This is a genomic window from Kitasatospora sp. NPDC092039 (genome assembly GCF_044756065.1).
Lineage (GTDB): Bacteria > Actinomycetota > Actinomycetes > Streptomycetales > Streptomycetaceae > Kitasatospora.
In genome coordinates, this window is sequence record NZ_JBIVSD010000013.1 from 1 (window position 1) to 24,717 (window position 24,717).

The window sequence follows — 24,717 nt, forward strand, 5'->3', positions numbered from 1 at the left end:
AGGCCGGGGATGTCAACATATCTGGCGTTGACTTTTGGCACGCTGTTGAGTTCTCAAGGAACGGACGCTTCCTTCGAGCCGCCTTCCAGCAGGCCGTCCGGGCTTCGTTCTTCCGTGTTTCCAGCTTATCAGATGCTTTCCGCCCCGTTTTCCGGAGTTTCATTCATCGGATTCGCTTTCCGCTTTGCCGCCCCGGTCTCCCGCGGCGACTCCGGAACTGTACGGGGACCGGCCCGCCACATGCAAATCGTCCCGCCCTGCTGTCGCAGGGCGGGACGATCCGTTGTTCGAGCACCGTCAGGCGCGGCCCATCTCCTCGGCGATGGCCGCCGCGAAGGCGTCGATGTCGGCCTCCGTGGTGTCGAAGGCGCACATCCAGCGGACCTCGCCGGTGTGCTCGTTCCAGAAGTAGAAGCGGTAGCGCTTCTGCAGCCGCTCGCTCACCTCGCGCGGGAGGATCGCGAACACCGCGTTCGCCTGGACCGGGCGGACCACCTCGACGCCGTCGATCTTCCGGACCGCGGCCTCCAGGCGGCTGGCCATCGCGTTGGCGTGGCCGGCGTTGCGCAGGTAGAGGTCACCGGAGAGCAGGGCCTCGAACTGGACCGAGACGAAGCGCATCTTCGAGGCGAGCTGCATCGAGGTCTTGCGCAGGTACTTGATGTTGCGCACCCGCTCGGGGTTGAGCACCACCACGACCTCGCCGAGCAGCAGGCCGTTCTTCGTCCCGCCGAAGGAGAGCACGTCCACGCCCACGTCGGTGGTGAAGGCGCGCAGCGGCTGGCCGAGCGAGGCGGCCGCGTTGGCCAGGCGGGAGCCGTCCACGTGGACGAGCATGCCCAGCTGGTGGGCGTGCTCGGTGATCGCGCGGATCTCGTCGACGGTGTAGAGGGTGCCGAGCTCGGTGCTCTGGGTGATGGAGACCGCGAGCGGCTGCGCGCGGTGCTCGTCGCCGAAGCCCCAGGCCTGCTGGTCGAGCAGCTCGGGGGTGAGCTTGCCGTCCGGGGTGGGGACGGTGAGCAGCTTGATGCCGCCCATCTTCTCCGGGGCGCCGCCCTCGTCCACGTGGATGTGGGCGGACTCGGCGCAGACCACCGCGCCCCAGCGCGGGAGCAGCGACTGGAGGGCGACCACGTTGGCGCCGGTGCCGTTGAAGACGGGATAGGCCTCCGCCTTCTCGCCGAAGTGGCGGCGGAAGACGTCCTGGAGGTGGGCCGTGTAGTCGTCCTCGCCGTAGGCGATCTGGTGACCGCCGTTGGCGAGGGCTATCGCGGCGAGCACCTCCGGGTGCACGCCGGCGTAGTTGTCGCTGGCGAAGCCGCGGACGGCGGGGTCGTGCCGCCGTACCGCGTCCGTACGGTTGGAGTCGGTCATCGGGCTGTCAGCCACAGGTGCTGTCCGTTCAGTTCCGCTGCGGGGCGGTCCCAGAGGGCCGCCAGGTGTCCGGCGAGGTCGGCGGTGTCGGTGAAGCCGGCGAACTTCGCCTCCGGCTTCTCGGCCCGCATTTCGGGGCTGACCAACGCCTTGATGACCAGGATCGCAGCCGCCGCGGTGGGCTCGCCCTCGGGGTCGGTGGTCTCCTTCTTGAAGGAGTCGGCCATGGCGAGGGTCCACGCCTCGGTGGCGGCCTTGGCGGCCGCGTAGGCGGCGCCGCCGGCGGTGGGCTTGTGCGCGGCCGAGGCGGAGATCATCGCGTAGCGGCCGGCGGTGCTGCGGACCAGCGCGGGCTGGAAGGCCAGCGAGGTGTGCTGGAGGGTGCGCACGACGGTGTCGTGCAGGAAGTCCCAGTCGTCCAGCCGGGTGTCGAAGAAGGTCTTGCTGCCGCGCCAGCCGCCCACCAGGTGGAACAGGCCGTCGACGTGTCCGTGCTCGGACTCCAGGTGGTCGGCCCAGTCGTGGACCTCCTGCGGGTCGAGCAGGTCGATCACCTGGCCGCTGACCTTGGCCCCGCGGACGGCCACCCGGGTGGCGTCCAGGGCGGACTCCAGCCGCTGGGCGTCGATGTCGGCGCCGATCACGGTGGCGCCGTCGGCGGTGAGACGGCGCAGGACGGCGCGGCCGGCCGGGCCGCTGGCTCCGGCGACGGCGATGACCTTGCCGGCCAGCGGGGCGTTGGTGGAGGTGGTCACGCTGCGGCTCCCTGGGCGGTGTTACCGGTGATGCCGGTGGTGGAGGCGATGACGCCGCTCAGCTTCTTGTTGAGGGCCTCGTAGAACATGCTCAGCGGGAACTCGTCCGGGAGCACGGCGTCGCACAGGGCCTTGTTGAGGGCCTTGCCGTCGGTGATGCCGAGCGGGAGGGCCTCGGGGCCCTTCGCCCACGTCGAGGCGGGGTGCGGGGTGAGGTACCGGGAGACCAGCTCGTAGGCGGCGATCCAGTGGGCCGGCTTGGGCCGGTCGATGCCGTCGCGGTACAGCTTCTCGATCTCGCCGCAGAGCGCGTTGGTGACCTGCGGGGCGCGCTCCCAGTCGATGCTGAGGCGGTTGTCGCGCCAGCGCAGGGCGTCGTGCTTGTGCAGGTAGGCGAAGAGCAGCTGGCCGCCGAGGCCGTCGTAGTTGCGCACCCGGTCGCCGGAGACCGGGAAGCGGAACAGGCGGTCGAAGAGGATCGCGTACTGGACGTCGCGGGCGTGCGGGTTGCCCTCGGTCTCCAGCTTCACCGCCTCCTTGAAGGTGGTGAGGTCGCAGCGGAGCTCCTCCAGGCCGTACATCCAGAACGGGCTGCGCTGCTTGATCATGAAGGGGTCGAAGGGCAGGTCACCGTGGCTGTGGGTGCGGTCGTGGACCAGGTCCCACAGGACGAAGGTCTCCTGCGCGCGCTGCTGGTCCTGGAGCAGGCCCTCGGCGTCGGCCGGGATCTCCAGGCCGAGCTGCTGGACGGCGCTGGTGGACACCGCGCGGAAGCGGGCGGCCTCGCGGTCGCAGAAGATGCCGCCCCAGGTGAAGCGTTCCGGCGCCTTGCGCACGGCGACCGTCTCGGGGAAGAGCACGGCGGAGTTGGTGTCGTAGCCGGCGGTGAAGTCCGTGAAGGTGATCGGCACGAACATCGGGTTGTCGAAGCGGGTGCGCTCCAGCTCGGCCAGCCAGTCGGGCCACACGACGCGCAGCAGGACGGCTTCCAGGTTGCGGTCCGGGTTGCCGTTCTGGGTGTACATCGGGAAGACGACCAGGTGCTCCAGGCCGTCCTCGCGCTGGTCGGCGGGCTGGAAGGCGAGCAGCGAGTCCAGGAAGTCGGGCTCGCGGTAGCCGGTGTCGGCCCACTTGGCGAGGTCCGCGTCGACGGCGGCCAGGTAGGCGGCGTCGTGCGGGAAGTTCGGTGCGAGCTCCTCGACGGCGGCGCGGACGGTGGCGACCAGCGGGTCGACCGTGTGCCGCTGGACGGCGGACAGGTCGATCGAGCCGTCCTTGGACTGGAGCGGGCGCAGCGTCTCGACGGCCTCCTTCAGGCGCAGCCAGGCCGGGTGGCCGGCGAGGGTCGAGACCGGGGCGTCGGCCGCCACAGCGAGCCTTGGCGAAAGATTCTGCATCGGGGACTCACTTCGACAGGAGTTATTTCAACGGGAACACCATAAGTACGAAAGGTTCTCCCGTTCAAGAGGGCAAGGACCGGCAAAGCTCCGGCGCACCGCCCCTCCGACGCCGAAACCTTCGGCGGGAGACGGGTTGTCCGACATGTGGACACTGATCTGGATGTTCTGGACAGATGCGCCGTTCTGATGCGAACCTCCCCGCATGCTCCCGGCGGTGATCACGGTGGCCGTACGCCACGACAGCCCGTTCCGGGTGCCCTCCCGTCGGCAGGTGCGCCGTAGCTGTCGCGCGCGCGGCCTCCGCTGCCGCTGTCGCCGCTGTTGTTGACCGGTCCGCCGCCGACCCGGCTGCCGCCGATCCGACTCGGGGGGCACCGCGGACGCGGCCCCGTACGCCGACGATGCCGCGTGTGTTCCGGCGCCGCCACCGGGGGGAAGTGACCCGCCGGGACGCGGGCCGCCCCTCGCGGCCTCCCGTACCCCTCCTTCTCGTTCCACCGTCCCGCCGGTCCTTCCCTGGAGCCCCGTCATGACCCTCCGCAAGCCGTCCGCCGTACTGCCCGTCGCCGCGCTGGTCGCCGCCGCGGCCGTGCTCACCGCCTGCGCGCCGCAGGACTCGACGTCCGACGCCGCCTCCGGCGCCCCGGGCGCGGCCGGGTCGGCGGCGGGCTGCGCGCCGGGGGCGCTGGCCACGCGCACCGCCGGGACGCTGACCGTCGGCACGGACAAGCCGGCGTACGACCCGTGGTTCTCCGAGGACAAGCCGGAGAACGGCAAGGGCTTCGAGTCCGCCGTGGCCTACGCCGTCGCCGAGAAGCTCGGCTACCCCAAGGAGAAGGTCAGCTGGGTGGTCGCGCCGTTCAACAAGGCGACCGCGCCGGGCGCCAAGGACTTCGACTTCGACATCAACCAGGTGTCCGTCAGCGACGAGCGCAAGCAGGCGGTGGACTTCTCCTCCGGCTACTACGACGTGCGCCAGACCGTCATCGCGCTGAAGAACTCCAAGGCGGCCGGCGCCAGGAGCATCGCCGACCTCAAGGGCACCAAGCTCGGTGCGCAGGTCGGCACCACGAGCCTGGACACCATCACCGGCACCATCAAGCCGACCACCCAGCCGGCCGTCTTCGACTCCAACGACCTGGCCAAGGCCGCGCTGAAGAACGGCCAGATCGAAGCCCTGGTGGTGGACCTGCCGACCGCCTTCTACATCACCGGCGCCGAGGTGCCGGAGGCCCAGGTGGTCGGCCAGTTCGAGGCGACGGCGAAGGCCGAGCAGTTCGGCCTGGTGCTGGACAAGGGCTCCAAGCTGACCGGCTGCGTCTCGCAGGCGGTGGACGCGCTGCGCGCCGACGGCACGCTGGCGAAGCTGGAGAAGCAGTGGCTCTCCGACGCCGTCTCGGCACCGGTGCTGAAGTGAGCGCTGACCTGGGCCCCGAACCGAGCGGGGAGGCGTCGCAGGGCGCGGGTCCGGTGGAGCTCGCCAAGGCTCCGGGTGACCGGAACGACACGCCGGGCATGCGGACCGGAGGTCCTGACGCGGGCGCCGGGACGCCGGCACCGCGGTCCGGGACGGCGGCTTCGCCAACCGGCGCGCCGGTGGCGGAGGACGACTACCGCCCGTCCGAGCGGCGGCTGGCGCACGAGGCCTACCGGCGGGCCCGGGCCCGGCGCTCGGCGCTGATCGCCACCGCGTCGACCCTGGCCACGGCCGCCGTGCTCTACCTGCTGGTCGTCAACTCCCCGGGCTGGGAGGTGACCCGGCGGACCTTCTTCAACCTCGACTACGCCCGGCAGGCGCTGCCCGAGGTGCTGAGGGGGCTGCGGCTGAACCTGGAGCTGATGCTCGGCTGCGGGGCGCTGATCCTGGTGTTCGGACTGCTGCTGGCGGTGCTCCGGACGTTGCGCGGGCCGGTCTTCCTGCCGGTGCGGCTGCTGGCCACCGCGTACGTGGACTTCTTCCTCGGGCTGCCGATGATCATCTGCCTGCTGGTGATGATCACCGGGGTGCCCGCGCTGCGCCTGACCGGGGTGACCACCGATCCGCTGCTGCTGGGCGGGGCGGCCCTGGTGCTGACGTACTCGGCGTACGTGTCGGAGGTGTTCCGCTCCGGCATCGAGTCGGTGCACCCGAGCCAGCGGGCCGCGGCCCGGTCGCTGGGCCTGACCAACGCGCAGGCGATGCGTTACGTGGTGCTTCCGCAGGCCGTCCGCCGGGTGGTGCCGCCGCTGCTCAACAACCTGGTGAGCCTCCAGAAGGACACCGGGCTGGTCTCGATCGGCGGCGCGATCGACGCGGTGTACGCGGCGAAGATCATCGCGGCCCGGTCCTTCAACTTCACGCCGTACCTGGTGGCGGGGCTGGTGTTCATCGTGCTGACCATTCCACTGACCCGGTTCGCCGACTGGCTGACCACCCGGACGAACCGCCGCCAACTCCAGGGAGGTGCGGTGTGACCTCGAACGAGGTGCTCCGGCTGGAGTCGGTGCGCAAGACCTTCGGCGGCCACGTGGTGCTGCGCGACGTGGACCTCGCCGTGGCCGACCACTCGGTGACGGCGCTGATCGGGGCCTCCGGCTCCGGCAAGTCCACGCTGATGCGCTGCGTCAACCTGCTGGAGGGGATCGACGACGGGGCGATCTTCCTGGACGGCGAGGAGATCACCGATCCGCGCGCGGACGAGGACGCCGTGCGGCGCCGGATCGGCGTGGTGTTCCAGTCGTACAACCTGTTCCCGCATCTGACGGTGCTGGAGAACATCACGCTCGCGCCGCGCCGGGTGCACCGGGTCGCCCGGGGCGAGGCGGAGGCCCGGGCGCTGGAACTGCTCGACCGGCTCGGGCTGGCGGCCAAGGCGAAGGAGTACCCGGACCGGCTCTCCGGCGGACAGCAGCAGCGGGTCGCCATCGTGCGCGCGCTGGCCACCGGGCCGCGGCTGCTGCTCCTGGACGAGATCACCGCGGCCCTCGACCCGGTGCTGGTCGGCGAGGTGCTGTCGGTGGTGCGGGACCTCAAGGAGCAGGGGATGACGATGGTCCTCTCCACGCACGAGATGGGGTTCGCCCGCGAGGTCGCCGACCAGGTCTGCTTCCTGGACGGCGGGGTGGTGCTCGAACAGGGGCCGCCGGAGCAGGTGTTCGGCGATACGCAGGAGGAGCGGACCCGGCGGTTCCTCAGCCGGGTGGTCGCCTCCGGACGGCTCCAGGGCTGAGCCCGGCCCTCCGCCGACGGCGGGCGGGGAGGTGTCCTCGACCGGGCGTGCGGCCAGCCAGGCACATACGGCCGAGGCGTGCGGACGTGGCTTTCGCGACGACCGGCACCACTGTGCGCCCCTGTACGCGCCTGGCTGCGCCCGGCGGGGTGCGGTGATCGTGGAGCGGATGTCCGTCGCCGCGCGCGGGGGCGGCGAACAGGTGACAGCCGACGGCTAACAGATGACAGATGACAGATTTCATCATCTGTCATCTGTCCGCTGTTCGTCGCCCTCTGTCCGTCGTCACCTGTTCGCCTCCCCGGCGCCCACCCCCGGGAGGCCGCCGTTGCACGGACCCGTCCTGGTCAACTGGCTCCTCGCCCTCCTCGCCGCCGGCGCCGGCACCTCCTGCCTGGTCCGGCTGCGCCACTCCCCCTGCACCCCGGGCGGCACGCACGGACCGCTCACCCGCGAGTCCGACGCCGCCGAGGCGCTGATGGGGCTGGGGATGGCCGCGATGGCCGTCACCGGAGCGGCCGTTCCGCCCACCGTCTGGGCCGGCCTCTTCGGCCTCCCCGCCGCCGGCTTCCTGCTCGCCGCCGCCCACGCCCCGGCCGGGCGGACCCACCGGCTGCACCACGCCGTCGGCGCGCTCGCCATGACGTACATGGCCGTGGCGATGGCGGCCGCCTCCGGCCACGGGCACCACCGGGCCGCCGCCCTGGGCCTTCCGGCGCTGACCGGGGCGCTCCTCCTCTACTTCGGCGGGTACACCCTCTGGACCGGCAGCCGGCTGCTGCGCACCCCGGCGGGCACCCTCGCGATCGGCACCGCCGGGCTGCCGCAGGCCTGTCGGCTCACCATGGGCATCGGCATGTTCGCCATGCTCCTGACCATGTGACGGCCGGGCGGCCCCGCCCGGCACCGCCAAGGCGTTCGTCGGCACCCCAAGGCGCCTGCCCGGGCGTGGCGTTGGTCACTGGCCGGCCGAAAGCCGTTCCACCGCGCCTCGCCGGCACATAGGTTGGCAGGGAGCGCGTTGTCGCGTTCCGTGCGTACTCGGGGAGCCCATCGATGCCTGCCCTGATCGTCCTGCTGCTGCTCGGACTGCTGCTCTCGACCGTCGCGCCCCGGCTGCTGGCCCGGGCCCGCTGGGTGGAGCGCGAACCGGTGCTGGCGCTGCTGGTGTGGCAGTGCCTGGTGGTGGCCGTGCTGCTCTGCTGCGCGCTGGGACTCCTCCTGGCCGCCTCCGCCGCCCTGCCGGAGCTGCGCGCGATGGTGTTCGCCGGCGCACCGCACGGCGTGGAGGCGGCGTACGGCCTCCAGGGCGCCGAGGGCTGGGGCCGGCTGTGCGCCGCGGTGCTGGCCGCGGGCGGGGTGCAGACGGTGCTGGCGCTCACTCGGGAGGTCCGTACGGCCAAGGCGCTGCGCAGTCGGCGCCACGCCCAACTGGCCAGCCGCGCGCCGGAGTTGCCGGACACGATCGAGACGGCCCGGGCCCGCCGGGAGCGCCTGGTGGTGCTGGAGAACGTCCGCCCGGAGGCATGGTCGCTGCCCGGGCCGGACTCCCGGCTGGTGGTCACCACCGGCGCCCTCCAGCAGCTGACCGACCGGGAGCTGGCCGCCGTGCTGAGCCATGAGCGCGGCCACGTCCGGGCCCGTCACCACTGGCTCCAGCAGTTCGCCCAGGCGCTCGCCTCCGGCTTCCCCGGGGTCGGCGTGTTCAGCGCCTTCCGGGACCAGGTGGCGGAGCTGGTCGAGCTGGCCGCCGACGACCGGGCCGCCCGTCGGCACGGTCGGCACACCACCGCCCTCGCGCTGGCCGAACTCAACCTGAACCGCGGGGTGTTCGGCTCCTGCCCGCCCGGCCTGGCGCAGTCGCCGAAGCGGGTGGACCGGCTGCTCGCGGGCCGTCCGCGGCTCTCCGTCCCGCACCGGCTGCGGCTCACCGTCGCGGCACTCGCCACGCCCGCCGTGGTCGTCCTGCTGGCTGCCGCACCGGGACTGCGGACACTGTTCTGAGGCAACCCCGCACCGCTGCCGACCGGCTGGCGGACCGTCAGCCCGAGGAGGGCGGCCCGCCGACCGGGCCGAGGCCGTCGCCGAGGGTCAGGTCCAGCACCTCGCGGTGGAGCGGCCTGGCCTGCTCGTAGCGCTCCCGGCCGGCCTCGGTGAGGGTGAGCAGGACGCCCCGCCGATCGCTCTCGCACATCGCCCGGGTGACCAGTCCGGCCTTCTCCAGGCGGGCGATCAGCCGGGAGAGCGCACTCTGACTCAGGTGCACGGTGTGGGCCAGCTCGCTCACCCGCACCGCGTGCCCGCCGCCACCCCCGCACTCCTCGACGAGGCGCTCCAGCACCTCGAACTCGCTCATGCCCAGCCCGTACCGCTCGCCCAGCTCGCGGTCGAGCAGGCAGGCCGTGGCGGCATGCCGCGCCAGCAGCTCGCGCCACCGCGCGACGAGACCTGCCTCCGCCGGGGAGTCGAGTTCAGCCACGCCGCCACCCTAGCACGTGCATCGGCAATTATTGCGTTCACATCTAATTCACTTGCATTGGATGCACGTGCATGTACTGTCCTCCCCATGACCACCGCGACCGTCACGTCACCCGACGCCCCGTCAACCAGCGGGCCGCACTGGACTCCCCGCCTCTGGGGCACCCTGATCGTGCTCTGCGCCGCCATGTTCCTGGACGCCCTGGACGTCTCCATGGTGGGCGTCGCCCTTCCGTCCATCGGCTCCGACCTGCACCTGTCCACCTCCACCCTGCAGTGGGTGGTCTCCGGCTACGTGCTCGGCTACGGCGGCCTGCTGCTGCTCGGCGGACGCGCCGCCGACCTGCTCGGCCGCCGCCGGGTGTTCCTGGTGGCCCTGGGCGTCTTCGCCGCCGCCTCACTGGTCGGCGGTCTGGTCGACGACGGCGGCCTGCTGATCGCGGCCCGCTTCCTCAAGGGCGTCAGCGCCGCCTTCACCGCCCCGGCCGGCCTGTCGATCATCACCACGACCTTCGCGGAGGGCCCGGCCCGCAACCGCGCGCTGTCCATCTACACCACCTGCGGCGCCAGCGGCTTCTCGCTCGGCCTGGTGCTCAGCGGCCTGCTCACCTCGGTCGGCTGGCGCTGGACCTTCCTGATGCCCGTCCCGGTCGCGCTGCTCGCCCTGGCCTTCGCCGTCCGGCTGCTCCCCCGCCCGGTCGAGGAGCCCGCCAAGGGCGGCTACGACGTGCTGGGCGCGATCACCGGAACCGCGACCGTGCTGCTGCTGGTCTTCACCGTCACCGAGGCCCAGGGCGCCGGCTGGCTGAGCCCGCGCACCCTCGGCTCGCTGCTCGTCGTCGCCGTGCTGGCCGCCGCCTTCGTACGGGTGGAGAGCCGCACCGCGCACCCGCTGGTCCGGCTCGGCATCTTCCGCAACGGCTCCGTCGCCCGGGCCAACGTGGTCGCCTTCGCGATGACCGGCGCGTACGGCGGGTTCCAGTTCGTGGTCACCCTCTACCTCCAGCACCTGCTCGGCTGGTCGGCCCTGGAGATGGCCCTCGGACTGCTCCCGGCCGCGGCCCTCATCGCGCTCTCGGCGCCCTTCATGGGCCCGATCGTGGACCGCTTCGGCACCGGACGGCTGCTGCCGATCGGTCTGCTCTCGCTGGTCGCCGCCTTCGCGCTGTTCCTGCGGCTGGACGAGCACAGCTCGTACCCGGGCCTGGTGCTGCCCTCGATGCTGCTGCTCGGCGTGGGCTTCGCGTTCGCCTTCCCGTCGGTGAACATCGCCGCCACCGACGGCGTGGCCGACGAGGAACAGGGCCTGGCGTCGGGCCTGGTGAACACCGCCATCCAGGTCGGCACCGCGGTGGTGCTGGCCGGAGCGACCGCGATGATCACGGCTGGCAGCGCGGGCGGCGACAGCCCGCAGGCCCAGCTGGACGGCTACCGGCCGGCACTGCTGTTCGTCACGGTGGTGGCCCTGGTCGGCCTGGTGGTCGCGGCGGCGGGCGCCCTGGTGGACCGGCGCCGCAAGGCGACTCCCGTGCCCGTGCCGGATTACGACTACACGTCGGACGGATCGACCGCGGCCAGGACCGAGGTCCTGACCAAGCACTGACCGCCGGGCTCGTCGGACGGCCGACCGCGGAGAGCCGGCCGCCGAAGGGCAGCCCCCGGGCCGTCGGACCATGGCGCCGGCTCCACCAAACCCCCGTGTCGGTGGAGCCGGCCGTCTTCGTGGCGGCCGCCCGGGCCGCGCCCGTCGTCGGGGCGCGGTTCTCCGGTGCAGCTGTCGGCTCCACAAGTATATTGGCTCGGAGCCAACGAACGTTCGGAGCAGACACGATGGCACCCCGCGGGGATTCGGTCAATGAGGAGATGCGGCAACGCTCCCGTCGGCGCATCATGCGGGCCACCGTCGAGCTGGTCGACCAGCGAGGTTACGCGGGAACCACACTGACGGACATCGCCGAGCGGGCCGGGCTCGCCCGCGGGCTGCTCTCGTACTACTTCGACGGCAAACGGCTGCTGATGCAGTCCGCGACGCACCGGATGATGCACCAGGCGCTGGCCGGCGCGCTGGCGGAACTGGCACCCGGCTCCTCCCCCGACGCCCGGCTGGCCCGGGCGATCGACACCGTGCTCGGGCTGGCGCTGGACCACCCCCGGGTGATGCGCTCCCACCTGGCGCTGATCCTGGACCCGGACACCGGCGCCTTCGTCCAGGACCCGGAGCAGCAGCAGCTCGGCGCCATCCTCCAGGGACTGCTGCGGGACTGGGGCGCGCCCGACCCGGTCGCCGAGCACGCGGTGCTGCGCAGTGCGCTGATGGGCGGCTGCATCGGAGTGCTGCTGCCGGGCGCCGAGATCCCGCTGGCACCGATCCGGGCCGACCTCTTCCGCCGCTACGAGCTGGCCTGGGAGCTGGGCCGGCCGCCGCACCCGACCCCGCCGGAACGCGAACGGCCGCCGGCCCGCGGCTGACGGCGGGTGGGCGGCCTGGCGGGCCGCTACCGGGGGCCTCGCGAGGGAGGGGGCTCACAGGCCCCGGGCGGCAGCGGCTCAGCGTTCCTTCAGGATCGAGGCGAGCAGGTCTATCGTGCGCTCCGGCGTGAGGCTGTCCACGCAGAGCCGCTCCATGACCTGGATGTAGGCGTCGACGTCGTCGCGCTTGTCCAGGTAGAGCGCGCTGGTGAGCTGCTCCAGGTAGACCACGTCCGCGAGGTCCTGCTCCGGGAAGCGCAGGATCGTGAACGCCCCGGACTCGCCCGCGTGGGCGCCGAACCGGAACGGCATGACCTGGATCACCACGTTGGCCTGCTCGGCGACGTCGATCAGGTACTGCACCTGACCGCGCATCACCTTTGGCCCGCCGACCGGCCGGCGCAGCGCCGCCTCGTCGATGACCGCCCACAGGCGCGGGCTGGCGCCCTCGGTCAGCAGCTTCTGGCGCCGCAGCCGGAGGCTGACCCGCCGCTCGACCTCCTCCTCGCTGATGACCGGCCGACTTTGGCCGAAAACCGCCCGTGCGTACTCCTCGGACTGCAGCAGTCCGGGGATGAACTGCACCTCGTAGGTGCGGATCAGCTGGGCGGCCTCCTCCAGGCCGACGTAGGTCTGGAACCAGCCCGGCAGCACGTCGTTGAAGCTGTGCCACCAGCCGGACTTGTTGGCCTCGCGGACCAGGCCGAGCAGGGCTTCCCGCTCGATGCCGTCGTCCACGCCGTACAGACTGAGCAGGTCGGCGACGTCACGCTCCTTGAAGCTGACGCGGCCGAGCTCCATGCGGCTGATCTTGGACTCGGAGGCCCGGATCGCGTAGCCCGCGTCCTCGCGGGTGATGCCGCGCGCCTCGCGCAGGCGGCGAAGCTGCGAGCCGAGGAGGATCCGGCGGACCATCGAGCCGCCGCCCGGCTGAACTGTGGTCATGCGGTCGAAACCTCCACCTAGGGCAAACAGCGCACAGTCTGCCATCAGTTGAGCGCTCACGGTGCCGATACTGACGGATGTTCCTATCAGTTCCGTGCTCCGTGCACCAGGATGCACGTGCATTCGGCGCTTGCATATGCCAATAGTGCGACTGCACGTGAATCGACTCTTGCATCTGCAGTGAGCGCACACCACCATGGTGCACGTGCACCTGCACATCCCTGGCAATCCCGCGGGCTCCGCGTCGACCCCACGCGCGACTCCGTGCACCGACCCGACGGCGTCCCCCGCGTCATCGGGCGTCCGAGTGCGCGGGCGCCTGGTCGAGGGGGCGGCCGAGCGGCCGAGCGAGTCGGAGGTGACCGGCATGACCCCGGCGGGTCCAGCCGTGTCCGCCCCCTTATGGGAGGAGCTCTTCATGAGCACCGGTACGGCTTTGGCGGTTGACCCCCATGTGGTCACCTGTACGCTCGCTCCTCGCTTCGAAGCCGTCAGAACCGCGCGCGACTTCGCTCGGAGCACGCTCCAGCGCTGGAACCTGACGGAGCTGTTCGACGACGTCGCGCTGGTGGCCTCGGAACTCGTGACCAACGCCCTCCGGCACGCGATCGGCGCACGGCCCGATCAACCGGGCGGCATCCAGGGCGAGTACGACTTTCCCCTACAGCCGACCGCGGGCGGCCGGCTTCCGATCCGAATAAGCCTGGTGCACCGCGCACCCCAGGTGGTCTGCGCGGTGAGCGATCCGAGCAGCACCGGACCGGTCGCCCGGGAGGCCGACTTCGTCGCCGAGTCCGGTCGCGGACTGCACCTGGTGGAGTCGTTCAGCCGCTCCTGGGGCTGGCACCCGCTGGGCAGCGGCAAGGTGGTCTGGGCGATGTTCGAGGCGGAGGAGGTCGGCGGCTCCCCGTTGGACGGGCACCCCGGACTCGGCGGCCGCTCAGCGCTGGACGGCCCCGTCGACGTCGGCGGACGGCATCGGCGCTCGGCCTAGGAGGGGCTCCGCGTCCAGGACGGACGCCGCGCCCAGGGCGAAGCCCACCCCAGGACGGATCCCGCGCCGGACGGCGTGCGGCCGGTCGAGGGAAACCCCGGGAGGACCACACCCCGGGCCCTTCCCCCAGGCCCCGCCGCGGATTTCCGGTGCCATGGAGCGACCGGCGGATTCCGGGACGTGCTCCCCCGGTGGAGCGGCAGCCGGGGCGGCGACATCCGGAGCAGCGGTTTCGGGAACGACGATTCCCGGAGCGACGATTTCCGGAGCAGCGGCATCCGGAAGAGGGAAAGACAAAGGCCGTCGTGGTGTCGGCACCCACGACGGCCCCCCGATGATGGAGCACGGCAGTCGGTCAGACCGCCAGGTGGTCGAACTCCCCGTCCTTCGCCCCCAGCAGCAGGGCCGCGATCTCGGCCCGGGTGTAGATGAGGGCCGGACCGTCCGGGAACCGCGAGTTGCGCATCGCCACGTCGCCGCCCGGCAGGGCCGCGAACTCGACGCAGTTGCCCTGGGAGTTGCTGTGCCGGCTCTTCTGCCAGACCACCCCCCGGAGATCGGCCGCGGCCATCCCGTTGTAGGTGTCGTACGAGCCGTGCGTGTCCTGCGAGTCGTGCATAGAAATCTCCCGAAGAGCTCCGGAGTTGTCGTCCAGCGCGGCGCCCCCGGCACCGTCGGAACGAACGGGCCGGCCCCGTACCGGTCCGGCACAACGCCTCACTTGACGCGATGATAGCTGCAGTGCACGTGCATCAGCACGGGACGTTGCAGGTGCACCAGGCCTTTTACCCGCATCCGCCAACTCTTCACGGGCCTTCTTCTGACGGTACGTAAACGGACATAGCCGATGATTCACCGGGCTCGTGATAACCGGCCGTGAGCACCTCCCCGCTGAATGTTGATCTTCGAACGCCGGGAGTCGCGCACTCGTGACCCTCCGTCAAACCATTCACATGCTGTGAGACATCTCACGCACCCCGGGTGCAACGCCCGTCCCCGCGGTTCGCGTCGTGGCAACCACCGGCGGCCGTGCGGGGGTTGGGTGAAGAATGTCCGGATTGTAGGCAAAGCGCCCGGACCGGCGCCGGAGACGCACCGGGTTCGCGCGGGGTCCGCACCGTGACCGCGCGAATCCTGTCCGGCAGCCGACTGCAAGCCCGGCGGGCCGATGTCCTACGATCTCCGGCATGAGCACCGCAGCCATTCCGGGCGCGCCACTGCCCGTCCGCACTCCAGGCTCCCGTGCGCGGGGGCGCCACCGTCGTCCCGAGCGCCCCGAGATCCCGGCCGGCGCCCCGGCCCTGGTGCTCGCCGTGCCCGCGACCGCCGGGCCCGAGTCCCGCTCGGTCGTCGAGGAACTGCTCTCGATCGTCCGCACCGAGCAGAACGGCGTGCAGACCGCGGTCGGCTACCTCCCCGGGGGCGGCGCCGAGGTCGCGGGCGGCGAGGACCGCACGGTGGCCGAGCTGCTGGCCCTGGCCGCCGAGGCCGGGCTGCCGATGCCCGTCCTGGTGCCGCTGGTGCCCGGCCCGCACACCTTCCTAAGCGAGCTTCACGCGCTCGCCGCCGAGTACGGCGCCCCCATCACCGACCCGCTGGGCCCGCACCCGCTACTGGCCGAGGCCGTGCACGTCCGGCTGTCCGAGGCCGGGCTGGCCCGGGCCGACCGCGCCCGGCTGTTCGCCATCGCGACCGCCGCCGACGGCGTGGTGCTGACCACCGTCGGCGGCGAGGACGCGGCCGCCGCGGCCGGCATCACCGGTGTGCTGCTGGCCGCCCGACTGGCCGTGCCGGTCGTCGCCGCGGCGCTCGACGTGCCCGGGTCGGTGGCCGCGGCCGTCAACCACCTCAGGGACACCGGCTCGCAGCGCCCGGCGCTGGCCCCGCTGGTGATCGGCCCGGAGGCGGACTCCGAGCTGCTCGCCACCGCCGCCGAGGAGACCGGCTGCCCGTCGGCCGCGCCGCTGGGCGCCTACCCGTCGGTCGGCCAGCTGATCGCCTCCACCTACCTGGCCGCGCTGCCCGTGCCGTCCGCGGAGGACCTGGCGCGGGCCGAGGCGGAGGCCGCGGCCGCCGCCTCGGCCGAGGGGGCCCTGGAGGGCGTTCGCGGCGCCCACGCGGCCGCCGAGAAGCCCCTCGGGCAGTAGTCGACACCGCGCGCCGGTTCGCGCGCGCAGAAGGGCCCGGAACGGTTCGCGTTCCGGGCCCTTCGCATTGGCCCCCGCCGCATTGCCCGCCGGCATCGGCCCCCGCCCTGTCGGGCCGGGAATGGGATTGGCCCCTTCCGTGGCTGCCGCGGAAGGCCCCGTCCCGTACGGGGAGTCGGACGGCGATGAAGTGGAATGTCCGTTCTGGCGTCATTTGAAGGGAAATGGGGAGCGCGGCCCCGGGCACTTGAATCGAGGCCGCTCCCCCGGTCTTCGGAGCGCACTGTTCCGCGATTCGACGCTCCGTCACGTCACTTCTGAGGCGAAGCCAGTTGTCGCTTTCTGCAACGACATTGCTTGAAAACGATCATTTACGATCATGCTCGGCCGCAATTTTGGCAGTTTCCACTAAACCGTGATGTGCGTCACAGGCATTTGCGGTTGAACTTAAGTCTGATTAACGTGCTCCCCGTTCGTGACCACACGAACCCGGTCATCCGCAACGCCGAGTCCTGCCGTCGGATGTCCTGGCAGCGCGAAAACGCACCACGGCAGGAGCGGGGGAACCACAGGTAAGTCGCCCCGGACCGCTCTTCGGAACGGTCCAGGGCTAGGGGTGAAGCCGCGCTCACCGCGCGGCCGGGCAACTCCAGCCCGAATCCGACAGCTCACCTCGCAGGCGTGGGAGAGGACCGCGTCTTCATGCTGCCCACCAACGGCACCAGCCTGTCCAGCCGCACCCGCCGCGTGATCGCCGCCCTCGGCGTCGCGGGCGTCGGCCTCACCGTCCCCTGCCTCACCTCGGGCACCGCCTCCGCGGCCACCGTCGCCACCTGGGACAAGGTCGCCCAGTGCGAGAGCGGCGGCAACTGGAGCATCAACACCGGCAACGGCTTCTACGGCGGCCTCCAGTTCACCTCCAGCACCTGGTCCGCCTTCGGCGGCACCGCCTTCGCGGCGCGCGCCGACCTGGCCACCAAGGACCAGCAGATCGCCGTCGCCGAGAAGGTCCTCGCCTCGCAGGGCCCCGGCGCCTGGCCCGTCTGCTCCGTCAAGGCCGGCCTGACCAAGGGCGGCACCCCGGCCGCCGTCGACACCTCGGCGGGCTCCACCGCCGGCTCGACCACCGCCGCGCCCGCCCAGAGCGCCAAGCCGGCCGCTCCGGCCGCGAAGCCCGCCACCAAGCCCGCGCAGGCCCCGGCCGCCAAGCCCGCCGCGCCCGCTCAGGACGCTCAGGACGCCGGTGACTCCGCCGCCTCCGGCAGCCGCGGCGACTGGGCCCAGAAGCGCCAGCAGCAGGCCCAGGGCGGCGACTACACCGTGGTCGAGGGCGACTGGCTGTCCTCGATCGCCGACCGGCACAACGTGCAGGGCGGCTGGGAGCGGCTGTACGAGCTCAACCGCGGCACCCTGACCGACGGCCCTGACACCATCTACCCGGGCCAGCACCTGTCCTTCGACGGGTCGTCCGCCGACAAGTCCGGCGCGGACTTCACCTGGTTCGACCGCTCGCAGAAGTCCGGCCGGTCCGCGAACGGCGGCGCCGTGAACGCCCAGCCGACCGCCCAGTCCCAGGCCCCGGCCGCCAAGCCCGCTCCGCAGCCCCAGGCCCAGACTCCGGCTCCGGCTCCGGCTCCGGCCGCCACCGGCAGCATGGCCGCCGCGGTCTCCTTCGCCGAGTCGAAGGTCGGTCAGGCGTACGTCTATGGCGGCACCGGCAACGGCGGCTGGGACTGCTCCGGCCTGACCCAGGCCGCGCTGCGCGCCGCGGGCATCTCCGTCCCGCGCGTCGCCGCCGACCAGGCCGCCGCCAGCACCCACGTCTCGCTGGACAGCCTCCAGCCGGGCGACCTGCTGTTCTGGTCCAACAACGGCAAGGACTCCGGCGTCTACCACGTCGCGATCTACGTCGGCAACGGCAAGTACGTCGAGGCCGCGAACCCCAGCTCCGGCGTCCGCGAGCAGACCATCGCCAACTGGGCCCCGGACTTCGCCGGCCGGGTCTGAGGACGGCGAACGGCCGACAGCGTTCGGACGACGGCTGACAGATTTCAGCTGACAGATAACAGATAACAGATAACAGATTTCATCATCTGTCAGCTGTCAGTCATCGTCCGAACGCTGACCACCCGCCACCCCCGGGGAGAGTCTGGTCGCTCTCCCCGGGGGTTCCGGCGTTCCCGCCCGGACCGCCCGCCCTGCTCCCGTTCCGCGGATCCGCCGTATTCCGTGGTGGACACCTCCTCGCAACGGGCATGCTGCTGCTCTGCACCCGAGGAGGAGTCACATGGCCCAGGTCACCGTCACCCTCGACGCGAACCTCGCGATCGACGCGATGATGCTCTCCGGCACCAAGAACCCACAGGACGCCGTCGAGCTGATCCTGCGCGACTACCTGGCCCGCGGCCGCCGTACCGAGACCCGCACCGGCGAGGCCGCCGACGGACACCGGCTCACCGCCGACCGCCCGACGGCGCAGGAGGGCTGACCACCCGACGGCCGCCGAGCCGTCCGAACTCCGGCGGCCGGCCACCCCCGAACCCCGGGCGGCCGACCGCGCGCACGCCGAGGGGCCCCGGAGAGCAACCGCCCTCCGGGGCCCCTGCGTCGGCCGTGACGGCCGGGGCTCAGCGCGCGCAGGCCCCGGTGGACCCGCGCATCACCAGCTCCGGCTGGAACATGAACTCGCCGCGCTGGACGGCGTTCCCGCCGACCTCCTCCAGCAGCGCGTCCACCGCCGCCGTGGCCATCGCCTCGACCGGCTGCCGGATCGTGGTCAACGGCGGCTCGGTGAAGGCGATCAGCGGCGAGTCGTCGAAGCCGACCACCGACACGTCCTGCGGCACCGACAGCCCGCGCTGCCGCACCGCCCGGATCGCCCCGAGCGCCATCATGTCGCTCCCGCAGACGATCGCCGTGCAGCCCTTGTCGAGCAGGGCGCCGGCCGCGGCGTGCCCGCCCTCCACGCTGAACAGCGTGTGGTGGACGAGGCCCTCGGCCTCCTCCCGGGTGCGTCCGAGCACGTCGCACATCGCGGCCGTGAAGCCCTCGATCTTGCGAAGCACCGGCACGTACCGGCGCTGACCGACGGCCAACCCGATCCGCTCGTGCCCGAGTTCCGCCAGGTGCTGGACCGCCATCCACATCGCGGAGCGGTCGTCCGGCGAGATGAACGGCGCGTCGATCTTCTCGCTGTAGCCGTTGATCAGCACGAACGGCACCCTGCGCCCGGCCAGCCGGGCGTAGCGGTCGTGGTCCGCGGTGGTGTCGGCGTGCAGCCCGGAGACGAAGACGATGCCCGCCACCCCCCGGTCGACCAGCATCTCCACCAGTTCGTCCTCGGTGGACCCGCCCGGCGTCTGGGTGCACAGCACCGGCGTGAAGCCGTGCCGGCTGAGCACCTGTTCGATCACCTGGGCCAGCGCCGGGAAGATCGGGTTGCTCAGCTCCGGCGTGATCAGACCGATCAGCCCGGCGCTGCGCTGGCGGAGGCGGGTCGGCCGCTCGTAACCGAGCACGTCGAGCGCCGCCAGCACGGTCTGCCGGGTGGCGGCGGAAACGTTCGCCTTGCCGTTGAGCACGCGGGAGACGGTGGCTTCGCTGACCCCCGCCTGCGCCGCGATGTCTGAGAGTCGCGCCGTAGTCACGGTCCCAGAGCCTATTCCAACCACGTCAGACCGCCCACCAGCCGGTGGTGTCCGGAGCGAGCACCGTCTCGCCGCCGTCCACCACGAGGTCGGTCGAGGCCAGCAGCAGCGTGCCCGGGGCGGCGATCCGCACCGGCTCGCCGGTGGTGTTCACGGTGCAGACGAAGGCGCCGCGGCGGAACGCCAGGGTGCCCTCGGGGCTGTCCAGCCACTCGACCCCGGTGCCGGCGCCGAGGTCGGGCTGCGCCCGGCGGACGGCCAGCGCGCTGCGGTAGAGCTCCAGGGTGGACGTCGGGTCGCCGGTCTGCGCCTCGACGCTCAGCCCGGCCCACTCGGCCGGCTGCGGCAGCCAGGACGGTCCGCCGGCCACCGGGCCGAAGCCGTACGGGGCCTCGGTGCCGGACCACGGGATCGGGACGCGGCAGCCGTCGCGGTAGCCGTCCTGGCCGGCCTGGCGGAAGAAGGACGGGTCCTGGCGGACCTCGTCCGGCAGGTCGGTGACGTCCGGCAGGCCGAGCTCCTCGCCCTGGTAGACGTACGCGGAGCCGGGCAGCGCGAGCATCAGCAGGGTGGCGGCGCGGGCGCGGCGCAGGCCGAGTTCGCGGTCGCCGGGGGTGCGGATCTGGGTGCCGAGGCCGGGCTCGTTGGCGAACCGGGTGGCGTGCCGGGTGACGTCGTGGTTGGACAGCACCCAGGTGGTGGGGGCGTCGACCGGGCGCATCGAGTCGAGCGAGAGGTCGATCACCTCGCGCAGTGCGGCGGCGTCCCAATCGGTGCCCAGGTACTGGAAGTTGAAGGCCTGGTGCAGCTCGTCGGGGCGGACGTAGTTGGCGGTGCGCTGGACGGTCGGGGTCCAGGCCTCGGCGACGCCGATCCGCTGCCCCGGGTACTCGTCGAGGATCTTGCGCCAGCTGCGGTAGATCTCGTGCACGCCGTCCTGGTCGAAGAACGGCATGACGTCGTTGCCGAGCAGCTTGAGCTGGTCGGCGCCGCCGAGGTCGGGCAGGCCGGGGGCCTTGACCAGGCCGTGGGCGACGTCGATGCGGAAGCCGTCCACGCCCATGTCGAGCCAGAACCGCAGGATCGAGCGGAACTCGTCGGCGACGGCCGGGTTCTCCCAGTTGAAGTCGGGCTGCTCCGGGGCGAACAGGTGCAGGTACCAGTCGCCGGGGGTGCCGTCCGGGTTCTCGGTGCGGGTCCAGGCCGGGCCGCCGAAGATGGACTCCCAGTCGTTGGGCGGCAGTTCGCCCTGCTCGCCCTTGCCGGGGCGGAAGTGGTAGCGCTCGCGCAGCGGGGAGCCGGGGCCCTCGCGCAGCGCGCGCTGGAACCACTCGTGCTGGTCCGAGGAGTGGTTGGGCACGAGGTCGACGATGATCCGCAGGCCCAGGTCGTGGGCGTCCCGGATGAGTGCGTCCGCGTCCAGCAGGGTGCCGAACATCGGGTCCACCGCGCGGTAGTCGGCGACGTCGTAGCCGGCGTCCGCCTGCGGCGAGGCGTAGAACGGCGAGAGCCAGACCGCGTCCACGCCGAGGTCGCGCAGGTAGGGCAGGCGGCTGCGGATGCCGGGCAGGTCACCCATGCCGTCGCCGTTGGAGTCGGCGAAGCTGCGCGGGTACACCTGGTAGATGACCGCGTCCCGCCACCAGCCTCTGGACGCGCTGACGGTCGCCTCGTGAGCGGTGTCGGCGGCAGGCCGGGAGGTGTCGGCCAGGTTCTGGGTCATGGACGGTATCCCTTGGGGACTAGAGGAGAGCGGACGGCGCCGGGACGTGGAGGCGCGGGACGACGTGGTGGGCGCGCTGCGGCGCGGCGGCGCGCTACGACTTGGAGGCACCGGCGGTCAGGCCGGTCACCAGGTGGCGCTGCACCAGGTAGAAGAAGGCCGCGGACGGGATCGCGATCAGCACGGCGGTCGCGGCCATCAGGTTCCACTGGGCGTCGTGCTCGCTGACGAAGGTCTGGAGTCCTACCGCCAGCGTGTACTTGTCGGAGCTGAGCATGAAGGTGGAGGCGAACGGCACCTCGGCCCAGTAGGTGAGGAAGGAGTAGAAGGCGGCCACCGCCAGGCCCGGGCGGGCGAGCGGCAGCACCAGCCGCCAGAAGGTGCCGAACGGGGAGAGCCCGTCGACCCGGCCGGCCTCGTCGATCTCCACCGGGATGGTGTCGAAGTAGCCCTTCAGCAGCCAGGCGCAGTACGGCACCGTGGTGGTCGAGTAGACCAGGATCAGGCCGACGTAGCTGTCCAGCAGGCCGAGTTCGGAGAGCATCGTGTACATCGGCACGATCAGCACCGCGATCGGGAACATCTGGGTGACCAGCAGCGACCACATCAGCGGCTTGTGCCCGGGGAACTTCATCCGGGAGACGGCGTAGCCGGTGGTGGCGGCGACCAGCACGCCGAACACGGTGGTGACGCCGGAGACCAGCAGGGCGTTGCCGAACCAGGTGAAGAAGTCGGTGTCGGACAGCACGTGCTGGTAGTTCGACAGCGTGAGCTTGTCGAGGATCTGCCCGGGGTGGAGGTAGTCGGTCTTGTCCGGGCCGAGCGAGACGAACAGGATCCACGCGACCGGGAACAGCGCGATCAGGCCGGCCAGGATCAGGGTGCCGTGGGACAGCGCCCGGGCCAGCGGGCTGCGCTCGCCGCGGCGGCGGACCCCGGCGGGCCGGGCGGCCGGGGCCGGCGCCGTCGCGCGGGCCGGGAGTTCGGTGGTGGTGCTCATCGGGTTACCTGCCTTCGTGGGTCAACTGGGTCCGGGGCCTCAGCCGTTGGCCTGCTCGTTGCGGGCGAGCCAGCGCCGGTAGAAGGCGGTGAAGACGATCAGGATGGACAGCAGGATCACGCCGTAGGCGGCGGACTGCGCGTAGTCCCGGGGGATCTGGCCGAAGCCGAGCCGGTACGCCCAGGTGACCAGCAGCTGGGCGTCGGGGGCGCCGGAGCCGAACAGCAGGAAGATCACGTTGAACTGGTTGAACGTCCAGATCACGCCGAGCAGCACGACGGTGGAGGAGACGGAGCGCAGCCCGGGCAGGGTGACGTACCGGAAGCGCTGCCAGGCGGAGGCGCCGTCCATCTCGGCGGCCTCGTACAGCTCGGCCGGGATCGACTGGAGGCCGCCGAGCAGCGAGATCATCATGAACGGCACGCCGGCCCAGGTGTTCACCATGACCGCGGCCGCCTTCTGCGCCCACGGGTCGGTGAGCCAGCCCGGTTCGGGCAGGTGCAGGAAGGAGAGGGCGCTGTTGACGACGCCGCCGTCGGCGAGCATCAGGCGCCAGGAGAACACGGTGACGAAGGTCGGTACGGCCCAGGGCAGGATGAGCAGCATCCGGTAGGCGGCGCGGCCGCGGAGCTTCTGGTTGAGCAGCAGGGCGAGGCCGAGGCCGAGGGTGTAGTGCAGGAAGACGCAGACGGCCGTCCAGGCGATGGTCCAGACGAAGTGCGACCAGAAGCGGTCGTACGAGCCGGGGCCCCACAGGATGTCGGCGTAGTTGTGGAAGCCGACGAACTCGTAGCTCGCCGGGATCTCGTTGACGCCGATCTTGCGGGCCACGTTGAGGCTGTTGGCGTCGGTGAGGGTGAGCCAGAGGCCCTCGACGAGCGGGTAGATCACCAGCGCGCCGAGCACCAGCACGACCGGGGCGATCATCGCGTAGGCGTACCAGTGCTTGGTGTAGGAGCGCTTGACGCGTTCCAGCAGGCCCGGACGCTGCTCGCGCTCCCGGCTGCCCTTGCCGGTGGCGCCCTGCACGGCGACTGACATCGTTCACACCTTCTCGGGGGGAATTCTCGGGGGGAGCCGACGGCCCGGCCCACCGGGGCGACGGGTGACAGGCGGGGACGGGCAGCGCTGCTGCTCGTCCGCCGTCATCCGTCGGTCGGCGGGCCGGACACAGGGACTACTTGGCGAAGCCCGGCAGGAGCTTGGCGTAGTCGGTGGAGACGGTGTTCAGCGCGTCCTGGGTGCCCGTGCCCTGGACGGCCTTGCCCAGGTTGGTGCCGAGCGAGGCGAACAGCGAGCTGTACTCGGGCAGTTCGGGACGCGGCTTGGCGCTGCTCAGCACGGCCTGGAAGCCGGCGATGCCCGGGTCGGCCTTGACGTCGGCGGTGAAGGCGTCGGAGCGGGTGGGCAGGGTGGAGTTCTTCTGGGCGATGAACGCCTGGCTCTCGGCCGAGGTCATGAAGGCCGCGAACTTCTCGGCGGCGGCCTTGTGGGCCTTGTCCGCGCCGGCGTAGACCGAGATGTTGTGGCCGCCGGTGGGGGCGCCGCCCTTGCCGGCGGAGCCGCTCGGGACGGCCGCGATGCCGAGGTTGTTCTTGTCGGCGAAGGCGGAGCCCTTGTAGATGTTGGTGATCTCCCAGGGGCCCTGGATGATCGCCGCGACCTTGCCGCTGTTGAAGGCGTCCATCATGTGCGCGTAGGCGTCGGTGGTGACGTCGGCCTTGACGGTGCCGGGCGCGGTGAACATCGACTTGTAGGTCTCGACGGCCTTGACGGCCTCCGGCGAGGCGATGGTGATCTTCTTGCCGGCGGCGTCGACGGTGTCGGTGCCCTCGCCGAACAGGAACGGCATCGCGTAGTAGCCGTCCGCGGCCTTCAGCCAGAAGCCGTCCACGCCGGCCTTCTCCTTGACGGCGGCGGCGTCGGCCTTCAGCTCGTCCCAGGTCTTCGGCGCCTCGGTGATGCCGGCCTTGGTGAACAGCTCCTTGTTGTAGAGCAGGCCGAGGGTGTCGGTCACCAGCGGCACGCCGTACAGCTTGCCCTCGTACTTGGCCTGCTGGATCAGGCTCGGCTGGAAGGCGGAGGTGTCGGCGACGGCCGGGGTGCCGTCCAGCGGCTCCAGGTAGCCGGCCTTCGCGAAGGCGGCGGTCCAGCCGACCTCGGAGCGGAACACGTCCGGAGCGCCCTTGGCCCCCATGGCGGTCTGGAGCTTGTTCTGCGCCTGGTCGAACGGCACGTTGACGAAGTCGACCTTGACGTTCGGGTTGGCGGCCTCGAACTTCTTGACGAGCTCCTGGTAGTTCGGCGCCTCGTTGGTGGCGTTCGAGGTGTCCCAGTACGTGAGGGTGACCGGCCCGTCGGCCTTGCCGTCGGAGCTGGAGCCGCTGCTGCTACAGGCAGCCATCGAGACCGCGAGGGCCACAACGAGGGCAGAGGCCGCGATGCCACGCCGCATGAGAACTCCTTGGGAGGGTGGGGGTGCCCGAGATGTTCGGAGGCAGGCGCATAATGGCTGCCTCGTGCCGACCGCACCGTTGCTGCCGTCGGGCTCGGGAAGGAAGTTAACAGCGGCGCAA

At 71.7% G+C, this 24,717-nt stretch carries 22 protein-coding genes and 1 riboswitch; of the genes, 11 read left to right on the forward strand and 11 right to left on the reverse strand.

The genetic code is table 11. The features are described 5' to 3' along the window. Positions 1-297 precede the first annotated feature (297 nt). The 3 genes from ACIQI7_RS24325 to ACIQI7_RS24335 are packed head-to-tail and all read right to left on the reverse strand — an operon-like array spanning position 298 to position 3,526. On the reverse strand, positions 298-1,374 hold the full coding sequence (locus ACIQI7_RS24325) for a threonine aldolase family protein (RefSeq protein WP_387756815.1): 1,077 nt from the start codon (positions 1,372-1,374) through the stop codon (positions 298-300). Beyond that, positions 1,371-2,129 carry an SDR family NAD(P)-dependent oxidoreductase gene (locus tag ACIQI7_RS24330; RefSeq protein WP_387756615.1) on the reverse strand — a complete coding sequence of 253 codons (759 nt, stop codon included), beginning with the start codon at positions 2,127-2,129 and terminating at the stop codon, positions 1,371-1,373. Before ACIQI7_RS24330 ends, ACIQI7_RS24325 begins: the two co-directional genes overlap by 4 nt. Continuing rightward, positions 2,126-3,526: a DUF6421 family protein gene (locus ACIQI7_RS24335; RefSeq protein WP_401113259.1), complete on the reverse strand. Its 1,401-nt coding sequence runs from the start codon at positions 3,524-3,526 to the stop codon at positions 2,126-2,128. Before ACIQI7_RS24335 ends, ACIQI7_RS24330 begins: the two co-directional genes overlap by 4 nt. 532 nt (positions 3,527-4,058) lie before the next feature. Here ACIQI7_RS24335 and ACIQI7_RS24340 point away from each other — a divergent pair. From ACIQI7_RS24340 to ACIQI7_RS24360, 5 genes are all read left to right on the forward strand, one after another. Further along, positions 4,059-4,946, forward strand: coding sequence for an ABC transporter substrate-binding protein (locus ACIQI7_RS24340; protein WP_401113261.1), 888 nt, complete (start codon positions 4,059-4,061; stop codon positions 4,944-4,946). Positions 4,947-5,044: 98 nt separating this feature from the next. Further along, positions 5,045-5,983 (forward strand): amino acid ABC transporter permease, encoded by a 939-nt coding sequence (locus tag ACIQI7_RS24345; protein ID WP_401113582.1) that lies wholly within the window; start codon positions 5,045-5,047, stop codon positions 5,981-5,983. Continuing rightward, positions 5,980-6,738 (forward strand): amino acid ABC transporter ATP-binding protein, encoded by a 759-nt coding sequence (locus tag ACIQI7_RS24350; protein WP_401113262.1) that lies wholly within the window; start codon positions 5,980-5,982, stop codon positions 6,736-6,738. Before ACIQI7_RS24345 ends, ACIQI7_RS24350 begins: the two co-directional genes overlap by 4 nt. Positions 6,739-7,066: 328 nt before the next feature. Then, positions 7,067-7,621, forward strand: a complete 555-nt coding sequence (locus ACIQI7_RS24355) for a DUF5134 domain-containing protein (protein WP_401113264.1) — start codon at positions 7,067-7,069, stop codon at positions 7,619-7,621. 173 nt (positions 7,622-7,794) lie between these two features. Further along, a complete protein-coding gene (locus tag ACIQI7_RS24360) occupies positions 7,795-8,742 on the forward strand; it encodes a M56 family metallopeptidase (RefSeq protein ID WP_401113266.1) in 948 nt (315 codons plus the stop codon). Between the two features lie 37 nt (positions 8,743-8,779). On the opposite strand, the gene ACIQI7_RS24365 is transcribed toward ACIQI7_RS24360, so the two are convergent. Beyond that, positions 8,780-9,217, reverse strand: a complete 438-nt coding sequence (locus ACIQI7_RS24365; RefSeq protein WP_401113267.1) for a MarR family winged helix-turn-helix transcriptional regulator — start codon at positions 9,215-9,217, stop codon at positions 8,780-8,782. A gap of 87 nt (positions 9,218-9,304) precedes the next feature. On the opposite strand from ACIQI7_RS24365, the gene ACIQI7_RS24370 reads away from it, so the two are divergent. Both ACIQI7_RS24370 and ACIQI7_RS24375 read left to right on the forward strand, forming a co-directional pair. Beyond that, on the forward strand, positions 9,305-10,819 hold the full coding sequence (locus tag ACIQI7_RS24370) for an MFS transporter (RefSeq protein WP_401113269.1): 1,515 nt from the start codon (positions 9,305-9,307) through the stop codon (positions 10,817-10,819). A gap of 260 nt (positions 10,820-11,079) precedes the next feature. Beyond that, positions 11,080-11,685: a TetR/AcrR family transcriptional regulator gene (locus tag ACIQI7_RS24375; protein ID WP_387756623.1), complete on the forward strand. Its 606-nt coding sequence runs from the start codon at positions 11,080-11,082 to the stop codon at positions 11,683-11,685. A 78-nt stretch (positions 11,686-11,763) separates the two neighbouring features. On the opposite strand, the gene ACIQI7_RS24380 is transcribed toward ACIQI7_RS24375, so the two are convergent. After that, positions 11,764-12,630: a helix-turn-helix transcriptional regulator gene (locus ACIQI7_RS24380; protein WP_350524265.1), complete on the reverse strand. Its 867-nt coding sequence runs from the start codon at positions 12,628-12,630 to the stop codon at positions 11,764-11,766. A 418-nt stretch (positions 12,631-13,048) separates the two neighbouring features. Here ACIQI7_RS24380 and ACIQI7_RS24385 point away from each other — a divergent pair, with 418 nt between their 5' ends. Further along, complete coding sequence (locus ACIQI7_RS24385) at positions 13,049-13,624, forward strand: ATP-binding protein (protein ID WP_401113272.1); 576 nt, start codon at positions 13,049-13,051, stop codon at positions 13,622-13,624. Positions 13,625-13,979: 355 nt separating this feature from the next. Here the strand turns inward: ACIQI7_RS24385 and ACIQI7_RS24390 are convergent, their stop codons facing one another. Then, positions 13,980-14,243, reverse strand: coding sequence for a DUF397 domain-containing protein (locus ACIQI7_RS24390; protein WP_316525231.1), 264 nt, complete (start codon positions 14,241-14,243; stop codon positions 13,980-13,982). A gap of 568 nt (positions 14,244-14,811) precedes the next feature. Here ACIQI7_RS24390 and ACIQI7_RS24395 point away from each other — a divergent pair. The 3 genes from ACIQI7_RS24395 (at position 14,812) to ACIQI7_RS24405 (ending at position 18,259) form a co-directional block, all read left to right on the forward strand. Continuing rightward, the gene (locus tag ACIQI7_RS24395; protein WP_401113274.1) at positions 14,812-15,771 is read left to right on the forward strand and encodes a hypothetical protein; all 960 of its coding nucleotides are present in this window, start codon (positions 14,812-14,814) and stop codon (positions 15,769-15,771) included. Positions 15,772-16,264: 493 nt separating this feature from the next. Beyond that, a riboswitch (cyclic di-AMP (ydaO/yuaA leader) is annotated at positions 16,265-16,466 on the forward strand. Then, positions 16,453-17,778 carry a transglycosylase family protein gene (locus tag ACIQI7_RS24400; RefSeq protein ID WP_401113276.1) on the forward strand — a complete coding sequence of 442 codons (1,326 nt, stop codon included), beginning with the start codon at positions 16,453-16,455 and terminating at the stop codon, positions 17,776-17,778. (Overlaps the previous riboswitch by 14 nt.) Before the next feature lie 280 nt (positions 17,779-18,058). After that, positions 18,059-18,259 carry a hypothetical protein gene (locus ACIQI7_RS24405; RefSeq protein WP_401113278.1) on the forward strand — a complete coding sequence of 67 codons (201 nt, stop codon included), beginning with the start codon at positions 18,059-18,061 and terminating at the stop codon, positions 18,257-18,259. Positions 18,260-18,398: 139 nt separating this feature from the next. Here ACIQI7_RS24405 and ACIQI7_RS24410 read toward each other — a convergent pair whose 3' ends face one another. The 5 genes from ACIQI7_RS24410 to ACIQI7_RS24430 all read right to left on the reverse strand — a co-directional run bounded on the left by ACIQI7_RS24410 (position 18,399) and on the right by ACIQI7_RS24430 (position 24,596). Then, entirely contained in the window at positions 18,399-19,418 is a 1,020-nt protein-coding gene (locus tag ACIQI7_RS24410; RefSeq protein WP_401113280.1) for a LacI family DNA-binding transcriptional regulator, read from the reverse strand. Between the two features lie 25 nt (positions 19,419-19,443). Further along, positions 19,444-21,141 carry a glycoside hydrolase family 13 protein gene (locus ACIQI7_RS24415; protein WP_401113282.1) on the reverse strand — a complete coding sequence of 566 codons (1,698 nt, stop codon included), beginning with the start codon at positions 21,139-21,141 and terminating at the stop codon, positions 19,444-19,446. A gap of 94 nt (positions 21,142-21,235) precedes the next feature. Next, positions 21,236-22,141 carry a sugar ABC transporter permease gene (locus ACIQI7_RS24420; RefSeq protein WP_387756630.1) on the reverse strand — a complete coding sequence of 302 codons (906 nt, stop codon included), beginning with the start codon at positions 22,139-22,141 and terminating at the stop codon, positions 21,236-21,238. A 39-nt stretch (positions 22,142-22,180) separates the two neighbouring features. Further along, positions 22,181-23,182 carry a carbohydrate ABC transporter permease gene (locus tag ACIQI7_RS24425; protein WP_401113284.1) on the reverse strand — a complete coding sequence of 334 codons (1,002 nt, stop codon included), beginning with the start codon at positions 23,180-23,182 and terminating at the stop codon, positions 22,181-22,183. Between the two features lie 136 nt (positions 23,183-23,318). Further along, positions 23,319-24,596, reverse strand: coding sequence for an extracellular solute-binding protein (locus ACIQI7_RS24430; protein ID WP_401113287.1), 1,278 nt, complete (start codon positions 24,594-24,596; stop codon positions 23,319-23,321). Between the last annotated feature and the right edge of the window lie 121 nt (positions 24,597-24,717).

Bases quoted from the DNA above. Each gene is read 5' to 3' on its own strand.
- ACIQI7_RS24325 (WP_387756815.1), bottom strand. From the start codon at position 1,374: ATGACCGACTCCAACCGTACGGACGCGGTACGGCGGCACGACCCCGCC.
- ACIQI7_RS24335 (WP_401113259.1), bottom strand. From the start codon at position 3,526: ATGCAGAATCTTTCGCCAAGGCTCGCTGTGGCGGCCGACGCCCCGGTC.
- ACIQI7_RS24340 (WP_401113261.1), top strand. From the start codon at position 4,059: ATGACCCTCCGCAAGCCGTCCGCCGTACTGCCCGTCGCCGCGCTGGTC.
- ACIQI7_RS24345 (WP_401113582.1), top strand. From the start codon at position 5,045: ATGCGGACCGGAGGTCCTGACGCGGGCGCCGGGACGCCGGCACCGCGG.
- ACIQI7_RS24360 (WP_401113266.1), top strand. From the start codon at position 7,795: ATGCCTGCCCTGATCGTCCTGCTGCTGCTCGGACTGCTGCTCTCGACC.
- ACIQI7_RS24370 (WP_401113269.1), top strand. From the start codon at position 9,305: ATGACCACCGCGACCGTCACGTCACCCGACGCCCCGTCAACCAGCGGG.
- ACIQI7_RS24375 (WP_387756623.1), top strand. From the start codon at position 11,080: ATGCGGCAACGCTCCCGTCGGCGCATCATGCGGGCCACCGTCGAGCTG.
- ACIQI7_RS24380 (WP_350524265.1), bottom strand. From the start codon at position 12,630: ATGACCACAGTTCAGCCGGGCGGCGGCTCGATGGTCCGCCGGATCCTC.
- ACIQI7_RS24385 (WP_401113272.1), top strand. From the start codon at position 13,049: ATGAGCACCGGTACGGCTTTGGCGGTTGACCCCCATGTGGTCACCTGT.
- ACIQI7_RS24390 (WP_316525231.1), bottom strand. From the start codon at position 14,243: ATGCACGACTCGCAGGACACGCACGGCTCGTACGACACCTACAACGGG.
- ACIQI7_RS24395 (WP_401113274.1), top strand. From the start codon at position 14,812: ATGAGCACCGCAGCCATTCCGGGCGCGCCACTGCCCGTCCGCACTCCA.
- ACIQI7_RS24405 (WP_401113278.1), top strand. From the start codon at position 18,059: ATGGCCCAGGTCACCGTCACCCTCGACGCGAACCTCGCGATCGACGCG.
- ACIQI7_RS24415 (WP_401113282.1), bottom strand. From the start codon at position 21,141: ATGACCCAGAACCTGGCCGACACCTCCCGGCCTGCCGCCGACACCGCT.
- ACIQI7_RS24420 (WP_387756630.1), bottom strand. From the start codon at position 22,141: ATGAGCACCACCACCGAACTCCCGGCCCGCGCGACGGCGCCGGCCCCG.
- ACIQI7_RS24425 (WP_401113284.1), bottom strand. From the start codon at position 23,182: ATGTCAGTCGCCGTGCAGGGCGCCACCGGCAAGGGCAGCCGGGAGCGC.
- ACIQI7_RS24430 (WP_401113287.1), bottom strand. From the start codon at position 24,596: ATGCGGCGTGGCATCGCGGCCTCTGCCCTCGTTGTGGCCCTCGCGGTC.